General features: G+C 39.3%; 17 protein-coding genes. 7 read left to right on the top strand and 10 right to left on the bottom strand.

The genetic code is table 11. The features are described from left to right. The first annotated feature begins 229 nt into the window (after positions 1–229). Both nfsB and FTU36_RS01015 read left to right on the top strand, forming a co-directional pair. The gene (gene nfsB / locus FTU36_RS01020) at positions 230–883 is read left to right on the top strand and encodes an oxygen-insensitive NAD(P)H nitroreductase (protein ID WP_168379674.1); all 654 of its coding nucleotides are present in this window, start codon (positions 230–232) and stop codon (positions 881–883) included. A 115-nt stretch (positions 884–998) separates the two neighbouring features. Continuing rightward, a complete protein-coding gene (locus tag FTU36_RS01015) occupies positions 999–1232 on the top strand; it encodes a hypothetical protein (protein WP_078188692.1) in 234 nt (77 codons plus the stop codon). Between the two features lie 338 nt (positions 1233–1570). Here FTU36_RS01015 and FTU36_RS01010 read toward each other — a convergent pair whose 3' ends face one another. The 4 genes from FTU36_RS01010 to FTU36_RS00995 form a co-directional block, all read right to left on the bottom strand. Beyond that, a complete protein-coding gene (locus FTU36_RS01010) occupies positions 1571–2425 on the bottom strand; it encodes an EamA family transporter (protein ID WP_180116638.1) in 855 nt (284 codons plus the stop codon). Positions 2426–2536: 111 nt separating this feature from the next. After that, entirely contained in the window at positions 2537–3574 is a 1038-nt protein-coding gene (fba, locus tag FTU36_RS01005; RefSeq protein WP_078188695.1) for a class II fructose-bisphosphate aldolase, read from the bottom strand. A gap of 122 nt (positions 3575–3696) precedes the next feature. Further along, complete coding sequence (locus tag FTU36_RS01000) at positions 3697–3972, bottom strand: hypothetical protein (RefSeq protein WP_078193510.1); 276 nt, start codon at positions 3970–3972, stop codon at positions 3697–3699. 151 nt (positions 3973–4123) lie between these two features. Then, on the bottom strand, positions 4124–5311 hold the full coding sequence (locus FTU36_RS00995; RefSeq protein ID WP_180004638.1) for a phosphoglycerate kinase: 1188 nt from the start codon (positions 5309–5311) through the stop codon (positions 4124–4126). 140 nt (positions 5312–5451) lie between these two features. Between FTU36_RS00995 and FTU36_RS00990 the strand changes: the two genes are divergently transcribed. The 5 genes from FTU36_RS00990 (at position 5452) to FTU36_RS00970 (ending at position 9723) form a co-directional block, all read left to right on the top strand. Beyond that, complete coding sequence (locus tag FTU36_RS00990; RefSeq protein WP_078193708.1) at positions 5452–5835, top strand: DUF2237 family protein; 384 nt, start codon at positions 5452–5454, stop codon at positions 5833–5835. After that, positions 5835–6428: a nucleoside triphosphate pyrophosphatase gene (locus FTU36_RS00985; protein WP_180116637.1), complete on the top strand. Its 594-nt coding sequence runs from the start codon at positions 5835–5837 to the stop codon at positions 6426–6428. The genes FTU36_RS00990 and FTU36_RS00985 overlap by 1 nt, the downstream gene beginning before the upstream one ends. Positions 6429–6534: 106 nt before the next feature. Continuing rightward, positions 6535–7080 (top strand): hypothetical protein, encoded by a 546-nt coding sequence (locus FTU36_RS00980; protein ID WP_180116636.1) that lies wholly within the window; start codon positions 6535–6537, stop codon positions 7078–7080. A gap of 96 nt (positions 7081–7176) precedes the next feature. Next, the gene (locus tag FTU36_RS00975; protein WP_180116635.1) at positions 7177–8343 is read left to right on the top strand and encodes a cupin domain-containing protein; all 1167 of its coding nucleotides are present in this window, start codon (positions 7177–7179) and stop codon (positions 8341–8343) included. Positions 8344–8760: 417 nt separating this feature from the next. Further along, a complete protein-coding gene (locus FTU36_RS00970; RefSeq protein ID WP_180116634.1) occupies positions 8761–9723 on the top strand; it encodes an IS30 family transposase in 963 nt (320 codons plus the stop codon). Here FTU36_RS00970 and FTU36_RS00965 read toward each other — a convergent pair. From FTU36_RS00965 to FTU36_RS00940, 6 genes are all read right to left on the bottom strand, one after another. Beyond that, entirely contained in the window at positions 9699–9938 is a 240-nt protein-coding gene (locus tag FTU36_RS00965; RefSeq protein WP_180116633.1) for a hypothetical protein, read from the bottom strand. The two genes, FTU36_RS00970 and FTU36_RS00965, sit on opposite strands and share 25 nt — an antisense overlap. Before the next feature lie 106 nt (positions 9939–10044). Then, a complete protein-coding gene (locus tag FTU36_RS00960; protein ID WP_078193935.1) occupies positions 10045–11055 on the bottom strand; it encodes a DUF4034 domain-containing protein in 1011 nt (336 codons plus the stop codon). Between the two features lie 99 nt (positions 11056–11154). After that, positions 11155–13794, bottom strand: a complete 2640-nt coding sequence (locus tag FTU36_RS00955; RefSeq protein WP_180116632.1) for a bifunctional aconitate hydratase 2/2-methylisocitrate dehydratase — start codon at positions 13792–13794, stop codon at positions 11155–11157. A gap of 297 nt (positions 13795–14091) precedes the next feature. Beyond that, positions 14092–14361: a hypothetical protein gene (locus FTU36_RS00950; RefSeq protein ID WP_168379854.1), complete on the bottom strand. Its 270-nt coding sequence runs from the start codon at positions 14359–14361 to the stop codon at positions 14092–14094. Between the two features lie 286 nt (positions 14362–14647). After that, the gene (locus tag FTU36_RS00945) at positions 14648–15007 is read right to left on the bottom strand and encodes a hypothetical protein (RefSeq protein WP_180063094.1); all 360 of its coding nucleotides are present in this window, start codon (positions 15005–15007) and stop codon (positions 14648–14650) included. A gap of 112 nt (positions 15008–15119) precedes the next feature. Then, complete coding sequence (locus FTU36_RS00940) at positions 15120–15557, bottom strand: I78 family peptidase inhibitor (protein WP_180007289.1); 438 nt, start codon at positions 15555–15557, stop codon at positions 15120–15122. Positions 15558–16053 lie beyond the last annotated feature (496 nt).

Raw genomic sequence — 16053 nt, 5'->3', positions numbered from 1 at the left:
ATGATTAACTACAATTAATTAAACGCCTTTTGGCAAAAACTACCAATAGCATTTATCTATCTTATGATTTTATATAACTCTAATTCGCACTTCATACAGCTTAAATCTATTAATTTTTAGCCATTGAGTACAGCATATACGACTAAGATCTATCCTTGGAAAATTTTCTCCTTAGACCATTTGGCCGTTTATCCGCTAAACTACAGCAAACTATATCTGGAGATATTCGATGGATCTGTTAAACGTATCAAAACAACGCTATACCACGAAAGCTTATGATCCTGCTAAAAAAATTCCGCAGGAACAATTTGAGCGTTTATTACAAATACTCCGTTTAGCACCATCTTCTATTAATATTCAGCCTTGGCATTTTTTTATTGCAGATCATGATGCAGCCAAACAACGCATTGCTAAAGCCTTAGTAGGAAAATATGCCTACAATGCCCCAAAAGTTTTAGATTCATCACATACGATTTTATTCTGTACTAAAGCAGACATCACTGCAGAGCATTTAGATAATCTTTTAAATCAGGATGATCGTAGTGGTCGCTTTAAAGATGACAAAGCCAAACAAGGTCAAAAAGACAGCCGTACAGGTTATGTCGATTATTATCGTAATGTAAAAGGTGATATTCAACGTTGGGCTGAAAACCAAACATTTATTGCTTTAGGTCAAATGCTTTTGGCAGCAGGCATTGAAGGTGTGGATGCAACTCCGATTGGTGGATTTGACGAAGCGATCATCTCTGAAGAATTGGGCTTAGTTGAACAAAACTTGATTCCTTCTGTACTGATGACTTTAGGCTATCGCAGTGAAAATGATTTCAATGCGAAATTACCTAAATCACGTCTGAATGCTGAAGAAATTTTTACACATCTTTAAGCTTTCCATAAAACCGACGAAAGGGGCAATTTTGCCTCTTTTTTGTCATTTCGGGACTTATTATTTAAACAATTATCGAGTATATTCTGCTCAAAATATACTCAGGTCTCTCCCTATGCCTACAGCTATAAAATTACCCATGAAATTTCATTGCGAAGCGTGCAATACGGTTTATTTACAAAAATATGCGGGCGATATGCTCCATAGCTATCCAAACTGCCCAAACTGTAAACAACCGGGTCAGTTACAAGGCACGATTGAAACTCAAGATTTCCTAAAACACCCCGTTGCAGTGGGTAAATGTTATTTTGAAAACACCTTACAACGTTTTCAACAACTCACACGTTAACTAAGCATCTAAAACTAAAAGCCCTCAAATCGAGGGCTTTTTTAATAACGACATATTTAGCAACAATGTGAAAATATAATATTTATAAATTGGTCTGAACTTTGCTGAATAATTTGAATCAGAACAACAAATCAAGCAGAGGTGGGACATGTCATATTTACTACAAATGCCGATGAAGTTTGAATGCGGTCATTGCCATCAAATGTATCTGCATACTTATCAATATACCGACCATCACTGCCCTGAGTGTCCAACCTGTCGAGATCAAGGACTGCTCATGGGCGTGGCTGAGTGGGATGATTTGCTACAACACCCGATCGTTTTTGCTAAAAATTATCTTAGACAGACATGGCATATGCTAAGCAAACCACACTCATGATCCCTGCAATCAAACCAAATACGGTTGCGACTCTCAATTTTTCTTTAAAGATGATGAGGCCCGCAACCACACCTAAAACCACGACCAAAATATTCATTCCAGCAAACACGATTGCAGGTGTGTCTTTAAGCAACATGTGGGCTTTCACATACAGTGCGATATTAGCAAAGTTTAAGAGACCTAAACCCAATCCAGCGAGGATATTTTTGGTCTGCCCCAGACTGCCGTGTTGTACGATGTTATAAATACTCGAAAGTAGAAATGAACAAATAAACACCAGATTTAAAGTCACCGCAAACTGCATGCCCAAACCTGAGGCAAATTTTAATAGCACATCAATCAGTGAATAGCCTGCCCAAACGCTTAATAAAAATAAAATCCCCTGCTTTCCATCAATGCTTCCCTTACGCTGTGAAAATAAAATCAGCAACACCGCTAGTACACCAAGTGCAATACCAATGAGCTTAATGGCATTAAAATATTCACTGAAAATAAAATATGCTGCGCTAAGAGATAGTACAACAGATAAGCGCTGAGCTAATTCGGTTTTTAAAATACCCGCCGTTTGCAGTGAGCGTGCTAAGCAATAAAAAATCGTCGGCAGTAATACACCCAAAGCCGCAATTAAAACCCACGGCGTTTTATTAATCGAAATATGAGCTAGATCCGGTTTAAACCATAGAAAACATAAAATACTCGCAGATGCATAATTCCATGTGATCATTTGTGCAGGGTTAAAACCCCGATCACGACAGAGTTTTAGAATTACTGAAACGAGAACACTGCAAATCGCGGCAGCAAAGATCAATTCCATGACACGCTCTTATTCTTGAGTTGTATTTAAAGCAATTTTTCTAAGTTCAAATCAAAGAAAAGCCCACTTAATTGTGGGCTTTTCTTCAAAAATAATCTATCTCAAGACAAATTATTTATAGTGACTCACCATTTTCTCTAAAGAAATTGGACGAATCTTGTCAGCATTACCCGCTGTACCAAATGCTTCATAACGATCGATACAAATTTGTTTCATTGCATCTACAGTTGCAGAGAAGAATTTACGTGGGTCAAATTCAGCTGGTTTTTCAGCCATCATACGGCGCATAGCACCTGTAGAAGCAAGACGTAAGTCAGTATCGATGTTAATTTTACGAACACCGTGTTTGATTGCGTCTACAAGTTGCTCTACTGGAACACCGTAAGTTTCGCCGATGTTACCACCGAATTCGTTAATTACAGCCAACCATTCTTGTGGCACAGAGCTTGAACCGTGCATTACAAGATGCGTATTTGGTAACGCAGCGTGAATTTCTTTAATACGGTCAATCGCTAAGATGTCACCTGTAGGTGGACGAGTAAATTTGTACGCACCGTGTGAAGTACCCACTGCAATTGCAAGTGCGTCAACATTGGTATCTGCTACAAATGAACGCGCTTCTTCAACTGAAGTTAAAAGCTGAGAATGGTCAAGTACGCCTTCAGCGCCTACACCATCTTCTTCACCAGCCATACCAGTTTCAAGGCTACCTAAACAACCGATTTCGCCTTCTACTGAAACGCCACACGCATGTGCCATTTGAACAGTACGACGAGTCACATCTACGTTGTATTCGTATGAAGTTGGTGTTTTACCGTCTTCACCTAAAGAACCGTCCATCATCACTGATGAGAAGCCAAGTTGAATAGAACGTTGACATACGTCAGGGCTAGTACCATGGTCTTGGTGCATAACCACAGGAATATGTGGCCATTCTTCGATTGCTGCCAAAATCAAATGACGCAAGAACGGAGCGCCTGCATACTTACGTGCACCCGCAGATGCTTGTACGATTACAGGTGAATTTGTTGCATCTGCTGCAAGCATAATTGCACGCATTTGTTCTAAGTTGTTTACGTTGAATGCTGGTACGCCGTAAGCATGTTCGCCGGCGTGATCCAAGAGCTGGCGCAATGAAATAAGAGCCATAATATCCTCCCAGGTAATGCCGCATATTCTACATGCTCAATCATTTCAATTCAGCAACAAATAACACTATTTAAAAAAAAATCCCTGCATTTGCAGGGACTTTTTAAATAAAGACAACAATCCTAGTGAGCTGCTGCTGCTGAAGCGGCTGTTTCAGCGTCAGCTGTTGCTTCGTCTGCAGGTGCATTTGCAATTTCAGCAGGTACATCTTGGTTCTTTTCATCCAATACTGGCTTATCAAGTTCATCAATGGCTTTTTGTTGTTCTGGCGTTGTTTGAGCATTATCTACGGCAACAGCAGATGCTTCTGATTCCGTTGGTGCAGACTCTTTTTTAGCACAAGCTGTCAAAGTTAATGGTGCGATTAAAAGTACAGCAAGTGCAAGTTTTAAGTTCATCGTTGTTTCCTACTACTGCGAATTAGGTGTTGCGATGAATTTTATTGCAGAAATATTGCACTTTGATGACGGCAAAATGAATAGACCATAAAAAAAGGCTGACCGAAGCCAACCTTTTTTAATACTGTATTATCTTATTGATAATGCTTCATTAAGCACGTTCGATAAGCGCTGCTACAGCAGGAAGTGTTTTACCTTCGACGAATTCAAGGAAGGCACCACCACCAGTCGAGATGTAACCAATTTTGTCTGCAACTTCATATTTATCAATTGCAGCAAGCGTGTCACCACCACCCGCGATCGAGAAGCCTTCAGATTCAGCAATCGCTAAAGACAATGCTTTAGTACCTTCGCCGAATTGATCAACTTCAAACACACCTACTGGACCATTCCATAGAATAGTTTTTGAAGTTTTCAAAATCTCAGCAAATGCTTTTGCAGTTTCAGGACCTACATCCAAAATCATATCGTTGTCTGTTACATCTTCAACTTTTTTCACGACAGCTTTAGCAGCAGCTAATGAACCAAGGAAGTCAGCAAAATCAATTTCAGCAGCATCAGCAACAACAACATCTGTTGGAAGTGGTACAGATACTTTTGCAGCAATGGCTTTTGCTGTGTCGATCAGGTCATTTTCACAAAGTGATTTACCAACATTAAAGCCCGCAGCAGCTAAGAATGTATTGGCAATACCACCACCCACGATCAATTGATCACAGATGTCAGATAGTGAAGTTAATACATCTAATTTAGTAGAAACTTTTGAGCCTGCAACAATCGCAACCATTGGTTTTGCAGGAGTTTTAAGTGCACGACCTAGCGCATCAAGCTCAGCAGCAAGTAAAGGACCTGCAGCAGCCACTTTTGCACAACGTGCTACGCCTTCAGTCGATGCTTCTGCACGGTGAGCCGTACCAAATGCATCCATAACGTAGACATCACAAAGTGCTGCATATTTAGCAGATAATTCAGGATTGTTTTTCTTTTCACCTACATTGAAACGGCAGTTTTCAAGTAAAACCACTTGACCTGGCGCAACGTCAACACCGTCCAAATAGTCAGTGATCAGTTGAACGTCTTGACCCAAAGCTTCTGTTAAATAAGCGGCTACAGGTGCTAGAGACTGTTCTGCTTTAGGCTCACCTTCAACAGGACGACCTAAGTGTGAATACACCATTACAGCAGCACCTTTTTCTACAGCTGCTTTAATTGTTGGCAACGCCGCACGTAAACGTGCATCGCTTGTAATCACGCCATTTTTAACTGGTACGTTAAGATCTTCACGGATCAGAACACGTTTACCCGCCAAATCTAGGTCAGTCATACGCTGAAAGTTCATGCATTACTCTCTTTTATTGATATCAAAACGCGACGATTTTAAATGATTATGCAGAAAAACGTTAGCTTCTTTTGCAGAAAAGCTATGTAGAGCCAAAGTTTTGTTATGATAGCGAAAAGCCTTATAAAGATTCAGCGCTTATGTCGATTCATCCAGACCCAAATATTAATCGTTTAAATGTTTTAGGCGAACCCTTGGCAAGCTGTTGTTTTGATCCGATTACCGGATATTTTAGAAATGGCTTTTGCCATACAGCAACAACAGACCTTGGTCAGCATACGATGTGTGCACAAATGACATCTGAATTTTTAAACTTTTCCCAAAAAGTTGGCAATGACCTAATCACACCCTTACCCGAAGTTGGTTTTCCAGGACTACAACCTGGTGACTTCTGGTGTATCTGTGTGACTCGCTGGGTGGAAGCGTATCAAGAAGGATTTGCCCCACCTATTAAAATACAAGCGTGTCACCAAGCGGTGCTGTCTTATGTACCGCTTGATGTACTTATGGAATATGCAGTGTAATGAGTACTCCCAAAATCATTTTGGCTTCGAGCAGCCAAACCCGTAAAGACCTGATGGACCGTTTACGGATTGATTACCACTCAATCGTACCAGATATAGACGAAACACCTCGCGGTGAAAACCATGCCGATGAGTTAGCGAAGCGACTGGCATTTGAAAAAGCTTCTGCGATTGCAAACCAGCACCCAGACGCAATTGTGATTGGTTCTGACCAAGTCGCATGGCGCGAAGGCGCACCAGATATTTTTATTGGTAAACCGCTTTGCGATGAAAAAGCCATCAAGCAGCTTCAAGCCAATTCAGACAAAATCGTTTATTTCAGTACAGCACTCAGTGTCCAACAAAAATCAACAGGTTTTGAACAAACCCTTGTCGAGCACTATAAAGTGAAATTTCGCAAACTTAGTTTGCCTGAAATTGAACGTTATGTTCAGGTTGAACAGCCGCTACACTGCGCTGGCAGTTTTAAATGTGAAAGTTTAGGGATTAGCTTATTTGAAGAAATGATCGGGCAAGACCAAACCACACTCATGGGTATGCCGCTGATTAAACTCTGCAATATTTTGCGTGAGCTTAAGATCTTAGTCCCATAATTTTAAAATCTTTATCTGTTACAGCATAATAAACACATCATTAGCTCTTTATGGGCTAATGATTAAAAAGTCACTTACTTATTTATTACAACCAAGAACTGAAAACATGAAAACGTTTAATTTAATTTCATCTAGCCTCATTAGCATTAGCCTTCTATTTTGTTCGACAAACGGTCATACCAATACAGTGAATCAAACTGTGACCAACTCTCAGCAATACAATAAAAACTTAGTCAATGAATGGGTTCAATATAAATTTATCTATGCTGAATTAGAACAACAAGGCGCTGCAATGCAGGAGCAAATCATTCAACAGCTAGAGACTAAAACCAAAACCGGTGGTAGTAGCACGCCAGAACAACAAATCAATAAACTGGTTGCTCTAGGCAAACAAAAATTTGAAAGCATTCAACCACAAACAGTTGAAGTGAAAAAACTTCTAAAACTACAAACCGAAAATGTTGAAATGATGGCAAAAGTCATGCCGAATCATTTCAAATTAATGTCTGACAAAGAAAATACTAAAATTGACACCAATGCACATTTTGAGCAATTCATGAAATTTTCAGCGACAACGGCTGCTGCCAATAGCTATGATTTGGAAGTTGAAAAATTAGTCATGCAATATCTCAAAGACAATCCTTTAAAATAGTCTCAAGTTAATCGCAATAATTTAATGAAATAGAGCCTTGCTAAAAACAGGAATCTCAAGGGACAATATATCCATTGAAATTGTATGTATTTAGCTATGGCTCATTCTCTTGACATCCTCGGCGGCATCAGCGCTGAACAATTCCTTGCCGAATATTGGCAAAAAAAACCATTATTGGTTCGTAATGCACTCCCTGAAATTGCCCAAATACTTGAACCGAAAGACGTTCTTGAATTGGCTTTAGAAGACAATGTCGCTGCACGTCTCATCAAACAAAAAGATCGTGATCCTAACCAATGGACAGTGAAATCTTCTCCACTACTTAAAGCCGATTTTCAAAAAATGCCAAAACTGTGGACTTTATTGGTTCAAGCTGTCGATCATTATTCTTTTGACCTAGCCGAGCTTTGGAAGCAGTTTTCATTTATTCCGCAATGGCGTCGTGATGACATCATGGTGTCATATGCACAAAAAGGTGGCTCTGTCGGGCAACATTTTGATTTTTACGATGTATTCCTCGTACAAGGCTATGGTCACCGCCGTTGGCAATTAGGTCAGATGTGTGATGCAGATACTTCATTTGTCGAAGGTCAACCGCTTCGCTTACTGCCAGAAATGGACGTTCATTTTGATGAAGTGCTTGCTCCCGGCGACTTACTTTATGTGCCACCAGGCCTATCACACTATGGCGTAGCTGAAGATGAATGTCTGACTTATTCATTTGGCTTTCGCATGCCAAATGTCACTGAAATGATGGATCGTGTGACAGACAAATTCACAGACAATCCTCTACTTAAAAATCCATTAACTGACATTTTACGTGACCAAATCAGTGCGATTGGCCAAGTGACTGAAAATGAACTTGAGTATTTAAAAGAAAAGTTATTTGAACAATTGCAAAATTCAACCGTACTTGAAGATGCAATCATGAGCTTAATGTCAGAACCTAAATATCCTGACAATATTCCTGAAGCCGAAGAAATCGGTACTGGTGATCTTGAAGAGGCCTTAGATCAAGGCTATCAACTCATGTTAGAACCGGCTTCACGCTTACTATATACAGAGCAAGACGGTGATATTTTGTTTTGGGCAAATGGCGAAGGAGTCTGTATCTCAGACGAGTTTGCAGTGCATTTAAAAAACATTGCCGATGGTCAAAGTCTAGCGTTAGATGAGTCTTTATATGATGCTGATATCTTAGAAGATATTGCCATGCTGTTAAATGAATCTGTACTCATGCTCGTCCCAACAGAAGCAGAATAAAATCAAAATAAAGGGAGCGTCATGCTCCCTTTTTCTACTACTAGATATCATTATTTTCGCTTTCTACGATTTAAAAAATTTTCGACTTGATCAGCTTTTTTCTCCACGATTACACGATAAACCCATACAATCAATAACACCAATCCAATAAACCAAAGATAGCGCATCACGCTGTATTTAAGGTGAAGACATAGACTAGAATGTGGTGATCGTAGATACCATCGGAATTCAAATATAAAAGCCTAAAAACAAAAGCGAAGCTATGGTGACAAGAAAAAAGGCACATATTTTCAAAGTTTAAGTCATTATTCATCGCAGATTCAAATCCCAAGTGCGACACATTTGTAGTTAGTTGAAAAAGTTAGATGTATTCATAGAATCATTAGACTTTTTCAACTCGCAATTGGAAAGCACACAATGAAGAAATACACCCAACTTTCTCAAGATGAAAGATACAAAATTTATGCTACTTTGAAAAGTAAAAGTTCAATCACTACCCTTGCTCGGGAGCTAGGGCGTTCACGATCAACCATCTACCGTGAATTAAAAAGAAATACTGGGCAACGTGGATATAGGGCTCAACAGGCAGCTAAATTTGCAAGTCAAAGACGGTACCGTCCTTCATCATCAATGACAGCATTTGCCTTCGCGTATATTGATTATTTGATTGGCTTGGACTGGTCACCAGAACAAATTTCAGGTGCTTTAACACAACGCAGTTGGCTGGATGCACCTTCACATGAGTGGATTTACCAGTACATTTATCAAGATAAATCAAAAGGCGGTAAACTTCATCTACATTTAAGGCATCAGAAGAAATATCGAAAACGCGGTTACAAAAACACGGATCGTAGGGGTCAAATCATTGATAAAACAAGTATTCACTGCCGACACCAGGTCATTGATCAACGACAACGTTTAGGAGATTTCGAAGGTGACACGGTGATTGGTAAACATCATAAAGGTGCTTTATTGACTCTCGTTGATCGAAAGAGCCTGTATGTACATATTGTTCATTTAGGGCCAACGAGAGCATCCCCTCAAACGATTACTTATGCATTAGATCGTTTACGAATGAGCCATGCTTATAGCGTGACATTTGATAATGGCAAAGAATTTTCCGAACACAAAAGAATTACTGATACCGGCATAGAGGCGTATTTCGCTGACCCTTACAAGTCTATTCAGCGAGCTAGAAATGAAAATACGAATGGTTTAATCCGTCAATATCTGCCAAAATCATCATCGTTTGATGACGTGTCAAACGAACAAATAGAGCAGATAGAATTTGCACTCAACCATCGTCCTAGAAAAACACTAGGTTGGTATACACCGAGTGAAGTTATGGCTGGTTTTTATACTGTTGCACTTGCCGCTTGAATCCGCCTATCGAATACCCAGTTATGCGCCTCTTTATCACTGGTGGTTTCACAGACATAGTAATCTTGATCCCAAGCATCTTGGTTAAAGATTTCTTTTTTGTGGTAAGTCATCTGTTTGCCATTTTCGACACAGACAAAGCTTTCGCCTTGGTCTTTGACTTGGGTTCCGTTGAGGAAGCCACCAATACAGAGGAATCGGGATTGTTTGGGCACTGATCTATGCTACTGTAAAATAATATTAGTTGTGATTAAACGTTGTATTCTTAGAACTGTAAATAACATTTATAAATAAAAGCCTCCAATTAAGAGGCGATTATTTCTATTTTTGACAGTTATTCAAACTATTTTCTATATAGCTTTTTTCTAATTGTCCTTGTTTAAAGGATTTTAATAACCGTTCCAACCTCACTCTATTCCCAGGATAAGAGCAATACAATTTTTGCACATCATTTATTTTACTCAAAGAAGTAAGTTTACTTAAAGAATCTACGGCACCTTGCTCAACCCTAGCCCAATTTACATTTAGTTTTTTCAAATCATACTTATTGTTATGTACTGTATATAGAATATGATAATAATGAAAATCTTTTTCTGCAGGATTCATTTCCTGTATATCATTAATAATCATTTGAATAGCATCATAATTTTCTCCAAACCACTTTGGCTCAAAACTCTCCATAAATGTATTATAAATAACTCGCTGTTTTGGATATTTTACAATTCCATCTTGATAAGCTTTTAAGTAGTTTTCTTCAGCCCCCAGATCACGTAGGGTCATTAACAGTATGTAGTAATAAAAAGGATCTTTAGATGCAACATCATAATTTTCTAATAAAAAATTTAAATTTTTAATTGATTGATCACCAAAATATTGCATATTTTTTTTCGATACTTGTGAAGTATAACTTCCCCCTCTAATGCTCCAAGCATGTTTTCTAACCCAAAGCGTATAGTAAATATAACCTAATGGTGACTCTGGTTCAGCCTTAATCCATTTCTGTGCGATTGCTATATTTTCTTTATAATAATTTGGAGAAGTTACTCGATGTTTATTTACAATCCCAAGAAAAGAATCTAAATAACTAGTATGTTTAAACTTACCATCAAAATTATATTCTTCACTATTTAAAAGCTGTTGTGCTTTGTTTGAAATATCTTTGAACTTTTTCTCTCTAATCAAATTTTCCACTTCAGACTGAATGTCATATCCTGTGGGATATATACTTTCATCAACCAATTTTATGTTTGCTAACTTCGTATACGACACTTCTGCAAAAATTTGTGTAGAACAAAATGTTAATAATATAAAAGATAAATTCTTTAGTTTCATAAGGCCAATTTCTAAATTACAGTTTTATTATTAGTAAGATTCTATTAAATAAAGAAAATCCCACATGACGTGGGATTTTCTTATTAACTACTTAATCAATTAAGACAATTGAGCAGCAGCAATTTTCTTAGTATCAACGTCTTTAGCAGCGTCAGTATAGTCGCCCATTTTGTCGAAGCTTAAGTATTGGTAGATGTCTGCAGACATGCTATCAATTTGAGCTGCGTATTCTTGGTACTCAGCTGGAGTTGGTAATTTACCAAGTACAGCAGCAACAGAAGCAAGCTCAGCAGAAGCTAAGTAAACGTTCGCACCTTGACCTAGACGGTTCGGGAAGTTACGAGTAGAAGTCGATACACAAGTAGTGTTCGGAGCTACACGTGCTTGGTTACCCATACATAATGAACAACCTGGCATTTCTGTACGAGCGCCAGCTTTACCATAGATGTTATAGAAACCTTCTTCCATCAATTGACGTTCGTCCATACGAGTTGGAGGAGCCAACCATAGACGAGTAGATAAAGAACCACCAGGAACTTTGTCTAGAAGTTTACCAGCCGCACGGAAGTGACCAATGTTAGTCATACATGAACCAACGAATACTTCGTCAATTTTTGTACCAGCAACGTCAGAAAGCAATTTAGCGTCATCTGGGTCGTTCGGGCAGCAAAGAACTGGTTCAGTAATTGTAGAAAGGTCAATTTCATACACTTTAGTGTATTCAGCATCTGGATCTGCTTTGATTAGGCTTGGGTTCGCTAACCATTTCTCCATGTTTTCTACACGGCGCGCCATTGTACGAGCATCGCCATAACCTTCAGAAATCATCCATTTCAACATAGTAATGTTTGATTTAAGGTATTCAGCAACTTTCTCTTCAGAAAGCGTGATAGAACAGCCTGCAGCAGAACGTTCAGCAGATGCGTCAGAAAGTTCGAACGCTTGCTCAACAGTAAGGTCAGTTTCCATTTCTGTAAGGTCGATCTCAAGGATACGACCAGAGAAGATGTTCTTCTTACCTTTTTTCTCTACAGTTAAGTCGCCTTCTTGGATCGCTACGTAAGGAATTGCATGTACTAGGTCACGTAGAGTGATACCAGGTTGCATTTTACCTTTGAACTTAACAAGAACAGACTCAGGCATGTCTAGTGGCATAACGCCAGTTGCAGCAGCAAACGCTACAAGACCAGAACCCGCTGGGAAAGAAATACCGATTGGGAAACGAGTATGTGAGTCACCGCCAGTACCTACTGTATCTGGAAGAAGCATACGGTTTAACCAAGAGTGAATAATACCGTCACCTGGACGTAGTGATACACCACCACGGTTCATGATGAAATCAGGAAGCGAGTGTTGCATTTGAACGTCAACTGGTTTTGGATACGCAGCTGTGTGACAGAAAGATTGCATAACTAGGTCAGCAGAGAAGCCTAGGCAAGCAAGATCTTTAAGTTCGTCACGAGTCATTGGACCTGTTGTATCTTGAGAACCAACAGTCGTCATCTTAGGTTCGCAGTAAGTACCTGGAAGTACACCTTGACCTTCAGGAAGACCACAAGCGCGACCAACCATTTTTTGAGCTTGAGTGAAGCCTTTACCAGTAGCTGCAGGTTGAACTGGAGTACGGAATAAAGTTGAAGGTGCAAGACCAAGAGCTTCACGAGCTTTAGTTGTTAAACCACGTCCAACGATAAGGTTGATACGGCCACCAGCACGTACTTCGTCTAGAAGAACTGGAGTTTTAAGTTCAGATTCAGCGATTTGAGCGCCGTCTTTGAACGCAGTAACTTTAGCAGCAGCGTGGTCGATTTTAAGCGTGATTTCGTCGCCCATGTTCATGTTTTGAACATCGATTTCTACTGGCAATGCACCAGCATCTTCCATTGTGTTGAAGAAAATCGGAGCGATTTTAGAACCTAAGCAGTAACCACCGTCTTTTTTGTTCGGGATGTGAGCAATTTCGTCACCGAAGAACCAAAGTACAGAGTTAGTTGCTGACTTACGGCTTGAACCAGTACCAACAACGTCACCTACGTAAGCAACTTGGTTGCCTTTCGCGATAAGGTCTTTGATTTGGTTAAGTGGACCAACTTCACCAGGAACTTCTGGGTTGATACCGTCACGTACGTTTTTAAGCATTGCGTTAGCGTGTAACGGAATGTCTGGACGGCTCCACGCGTCTTGTGCAGGTGACAAGTCGTCTGTGTTAGTTTCGCCAGTTACTTTGAAAACTGTAAGTTTGATTTCTTCAGGAACGTCTTTACGGCTAGTGAACCATTCAGCGTCTGCCCAAGATTGCATAACTGCTTGTGCATTCGCATTGCCCGCTTTTGCTTTATCAGCAACGTCGTGGAACGCATCAAATACAAGAAGAGTTTTCTTAAGTGCGTCAGCAGCTAATTCAGCAAGCTCTGCATCATCAAGAAGTGCAACTAAAGGAGCAACGTTATAACCACCAAGCATAGTACCTAGTAGGTAAACCGCACGTTCTTTAGTTACTAGTGGAGAAGTCGCTTCGCCTTTTGCCAAAGCAGCTAAGAAAGCAGCTTTAACGTATGCAGCTTGGTCAACACCCGCTGGAACACGGTTTTCTAGTAAATCAACTAAAAATGCTTCTTCGCCAGCTGGTGGGTTTTTTAATAATTCAACTAATGCAGCTGTTTGAGCATCGTCAAGTGGCTTCGGTGGGACTCCGAGTGCGGCACGTTCTTCAACGTGTTGGCGGTAAGCTTCTAGCACGGTGTTATTCCTCTTTTTTAAAAAATTATTTACGCATTCCTGCTTTAAATAAAGCTACGCAAATAATATGGACTGCTAAATTTTACTAAAATTCCAGTTAAAAGTTAATGCACTACAAGTGTTTCTTCGTGATGCCCGTTATTTTATAAATAAATGATCCTCATATCGTTTATACATTAAGCAAAATCAATACTTAGAACACGCTTTTCTTGCGCATATTAACTTTTGACTAAAATTAACCATCAAAAAACAGGCAACTAAATGTTGCCTGTTTTTATCTGTATTGGATATTCCACCTTAGTGGACAGTGGTTGCAGTGATATATTGCTGAAGTTCTGCCCGATCGCCTGTAAATCTGAGACACCATTCGTCCTGACATGTGGTTTGATGTTGATTACTTGCAAAGCTGATATCGACCAAATAGCGTTGAGAAAATGCATCTACTTTTTGGCGTAAAGTGACTTTATCTCCAATGCTGAGCACGTAGTTCCCACCACCGATAATTGCTACGCCTTGTTCATCTTCTAGGAGTAGATCTGAGTGATGCATATAACCGATAACGTCCATATTCTACTCCTCTACTGTTTTTTTATTCTCCATTTCATTATTCATTAAAAAGATTTGCTTTTCTATATTTATGATTTAGCAAGTTGTCACAATTTGTATTTCGCTTTGGTTAGGCTATTTTAAATGTTTGAGTATCTCGTGTTTAAAATACCCCTAAGAGAAATAGGCATCGGCGAAATGCATGAACTCCATCATATGGTTAAAAGAATTGCTACCCTTGTAACTACTCGCTGATGAATACAACGGGGTTTGCTTTACGCATTTTCTCGCATAAAAAAACCGTTCCTTAGAACGGTTTGTAATCTGGCATTTCGGTATGCGGTGTTGCGATACATTTTTCAGTAAACTCAACACGAATTTTTTCACGTGCTTTTTCAACATCAGCATTAATCTCAGCTTGTGGCAAGGCATAGACTTCATCAATGATGTTCAGGATAAATCCTTTGGTGGTTTCATCCTCAATCTTGCTGGCATGCTCAATTGCTTTGTCTTTTTCAATTGCATTTTGACGATCTAACATAATCGTACGTGCAGCATTACCTACACTGCGGCAGTAACCCTGCCATTGCTCTTCAGGGGTTAATGGTTTTTTCTCAGCACAGCCGACCAAAGCCACCATAACGGATAAAGCAAATAACTTTTTCATGAACTTCTCCTTACGAGGGGCAATATAAAAGATCGTAATGGATTTGTCATTTAAATTAGTCGCAACCGAACAAACAAAAAAAGCCCTTTCGGGCCTTTTTTATAAGTTTGCATTAACCACAAGTTGCTTGAATAATCTTTTGATTGATTGGATTTACAGTAACAGTTACGCGCTCTACACGATAATCCATTGTCACAGGCTGCCCAGGTTTGACTAGACGGACAATTTGAGCTTGGCTAATCGCCTTGATCTGATCTTCTGTCAATTTTGCTTGACCAATCAGAGTGTTGGCCTTTTCAGGTACACATTGGGTCTGACTACTACGGAATAATGCCCATTCTTCAACCACTTGCCCGTTTGGCAGATGGCAATACCCCACCTGACCATTTGCTTCATCACGAATCTCAAGTTTACCTTTTTGCTCTACACAATATTGGCTGGCTGGATTTGCTATACCAATTTTTTCTGGCATATTTTCAGTTTGCTGTGTTGTGCTACAACCCGCCATAAGTGCTGTCAGTGCAACTAAAATCCATATATTTTTCATCATGTCTATTTCTGAATATAAAAATTTAACTTATCAAGTTTGTGGTAAATAAACGAGTTGTTTATTGCAGTTTTTAGCAAGCACTCTTTTTCTGTGATTGGGTGTGATATCCAAATTGGGCAACAACACATCCATTGTTCAATAATTAGGAAATCCATGAAAGAAGAATAAAGGATTAAGCTGTATTGGGTTATGAAACCCGTTAAAAACCATTGCTGAACGTTGTCGGGGTAACAAACTAGGATAGAGATTCTATTTAATTGCTGGAATCTATAATTTGGAACTGCGTAAAAATGACTTATAAAAGAGGTCTATTAATTGAGTAAGATATAATCTTACTTCAACAAAGTTATACATAAGTTACTAACATGCTTAATATTTCAGCTCAATCTTAGATTTTTTTCGACTTAATGCTATGACCGAGATTTATCGACATCTAAACCCAAATATATTAAGGCCAATGATTTCGACAAGACTGAAGTATCTATTACGCTCACAA

The sequence above is a fragment of the Acinetobacter sp. YH12096 genome, assembly GCF_013419215.1.
Taxonomy (GTDB): Bacteria; Pseudomonadota; Gammaproteobacteria; order Pseudomonadales; family Moraxellaceae; genus Acinetobacter; species Acinetobacter amyesii.
This window is presented reverse-complemented; position numbering and strand designations above follow the sequence as displayed.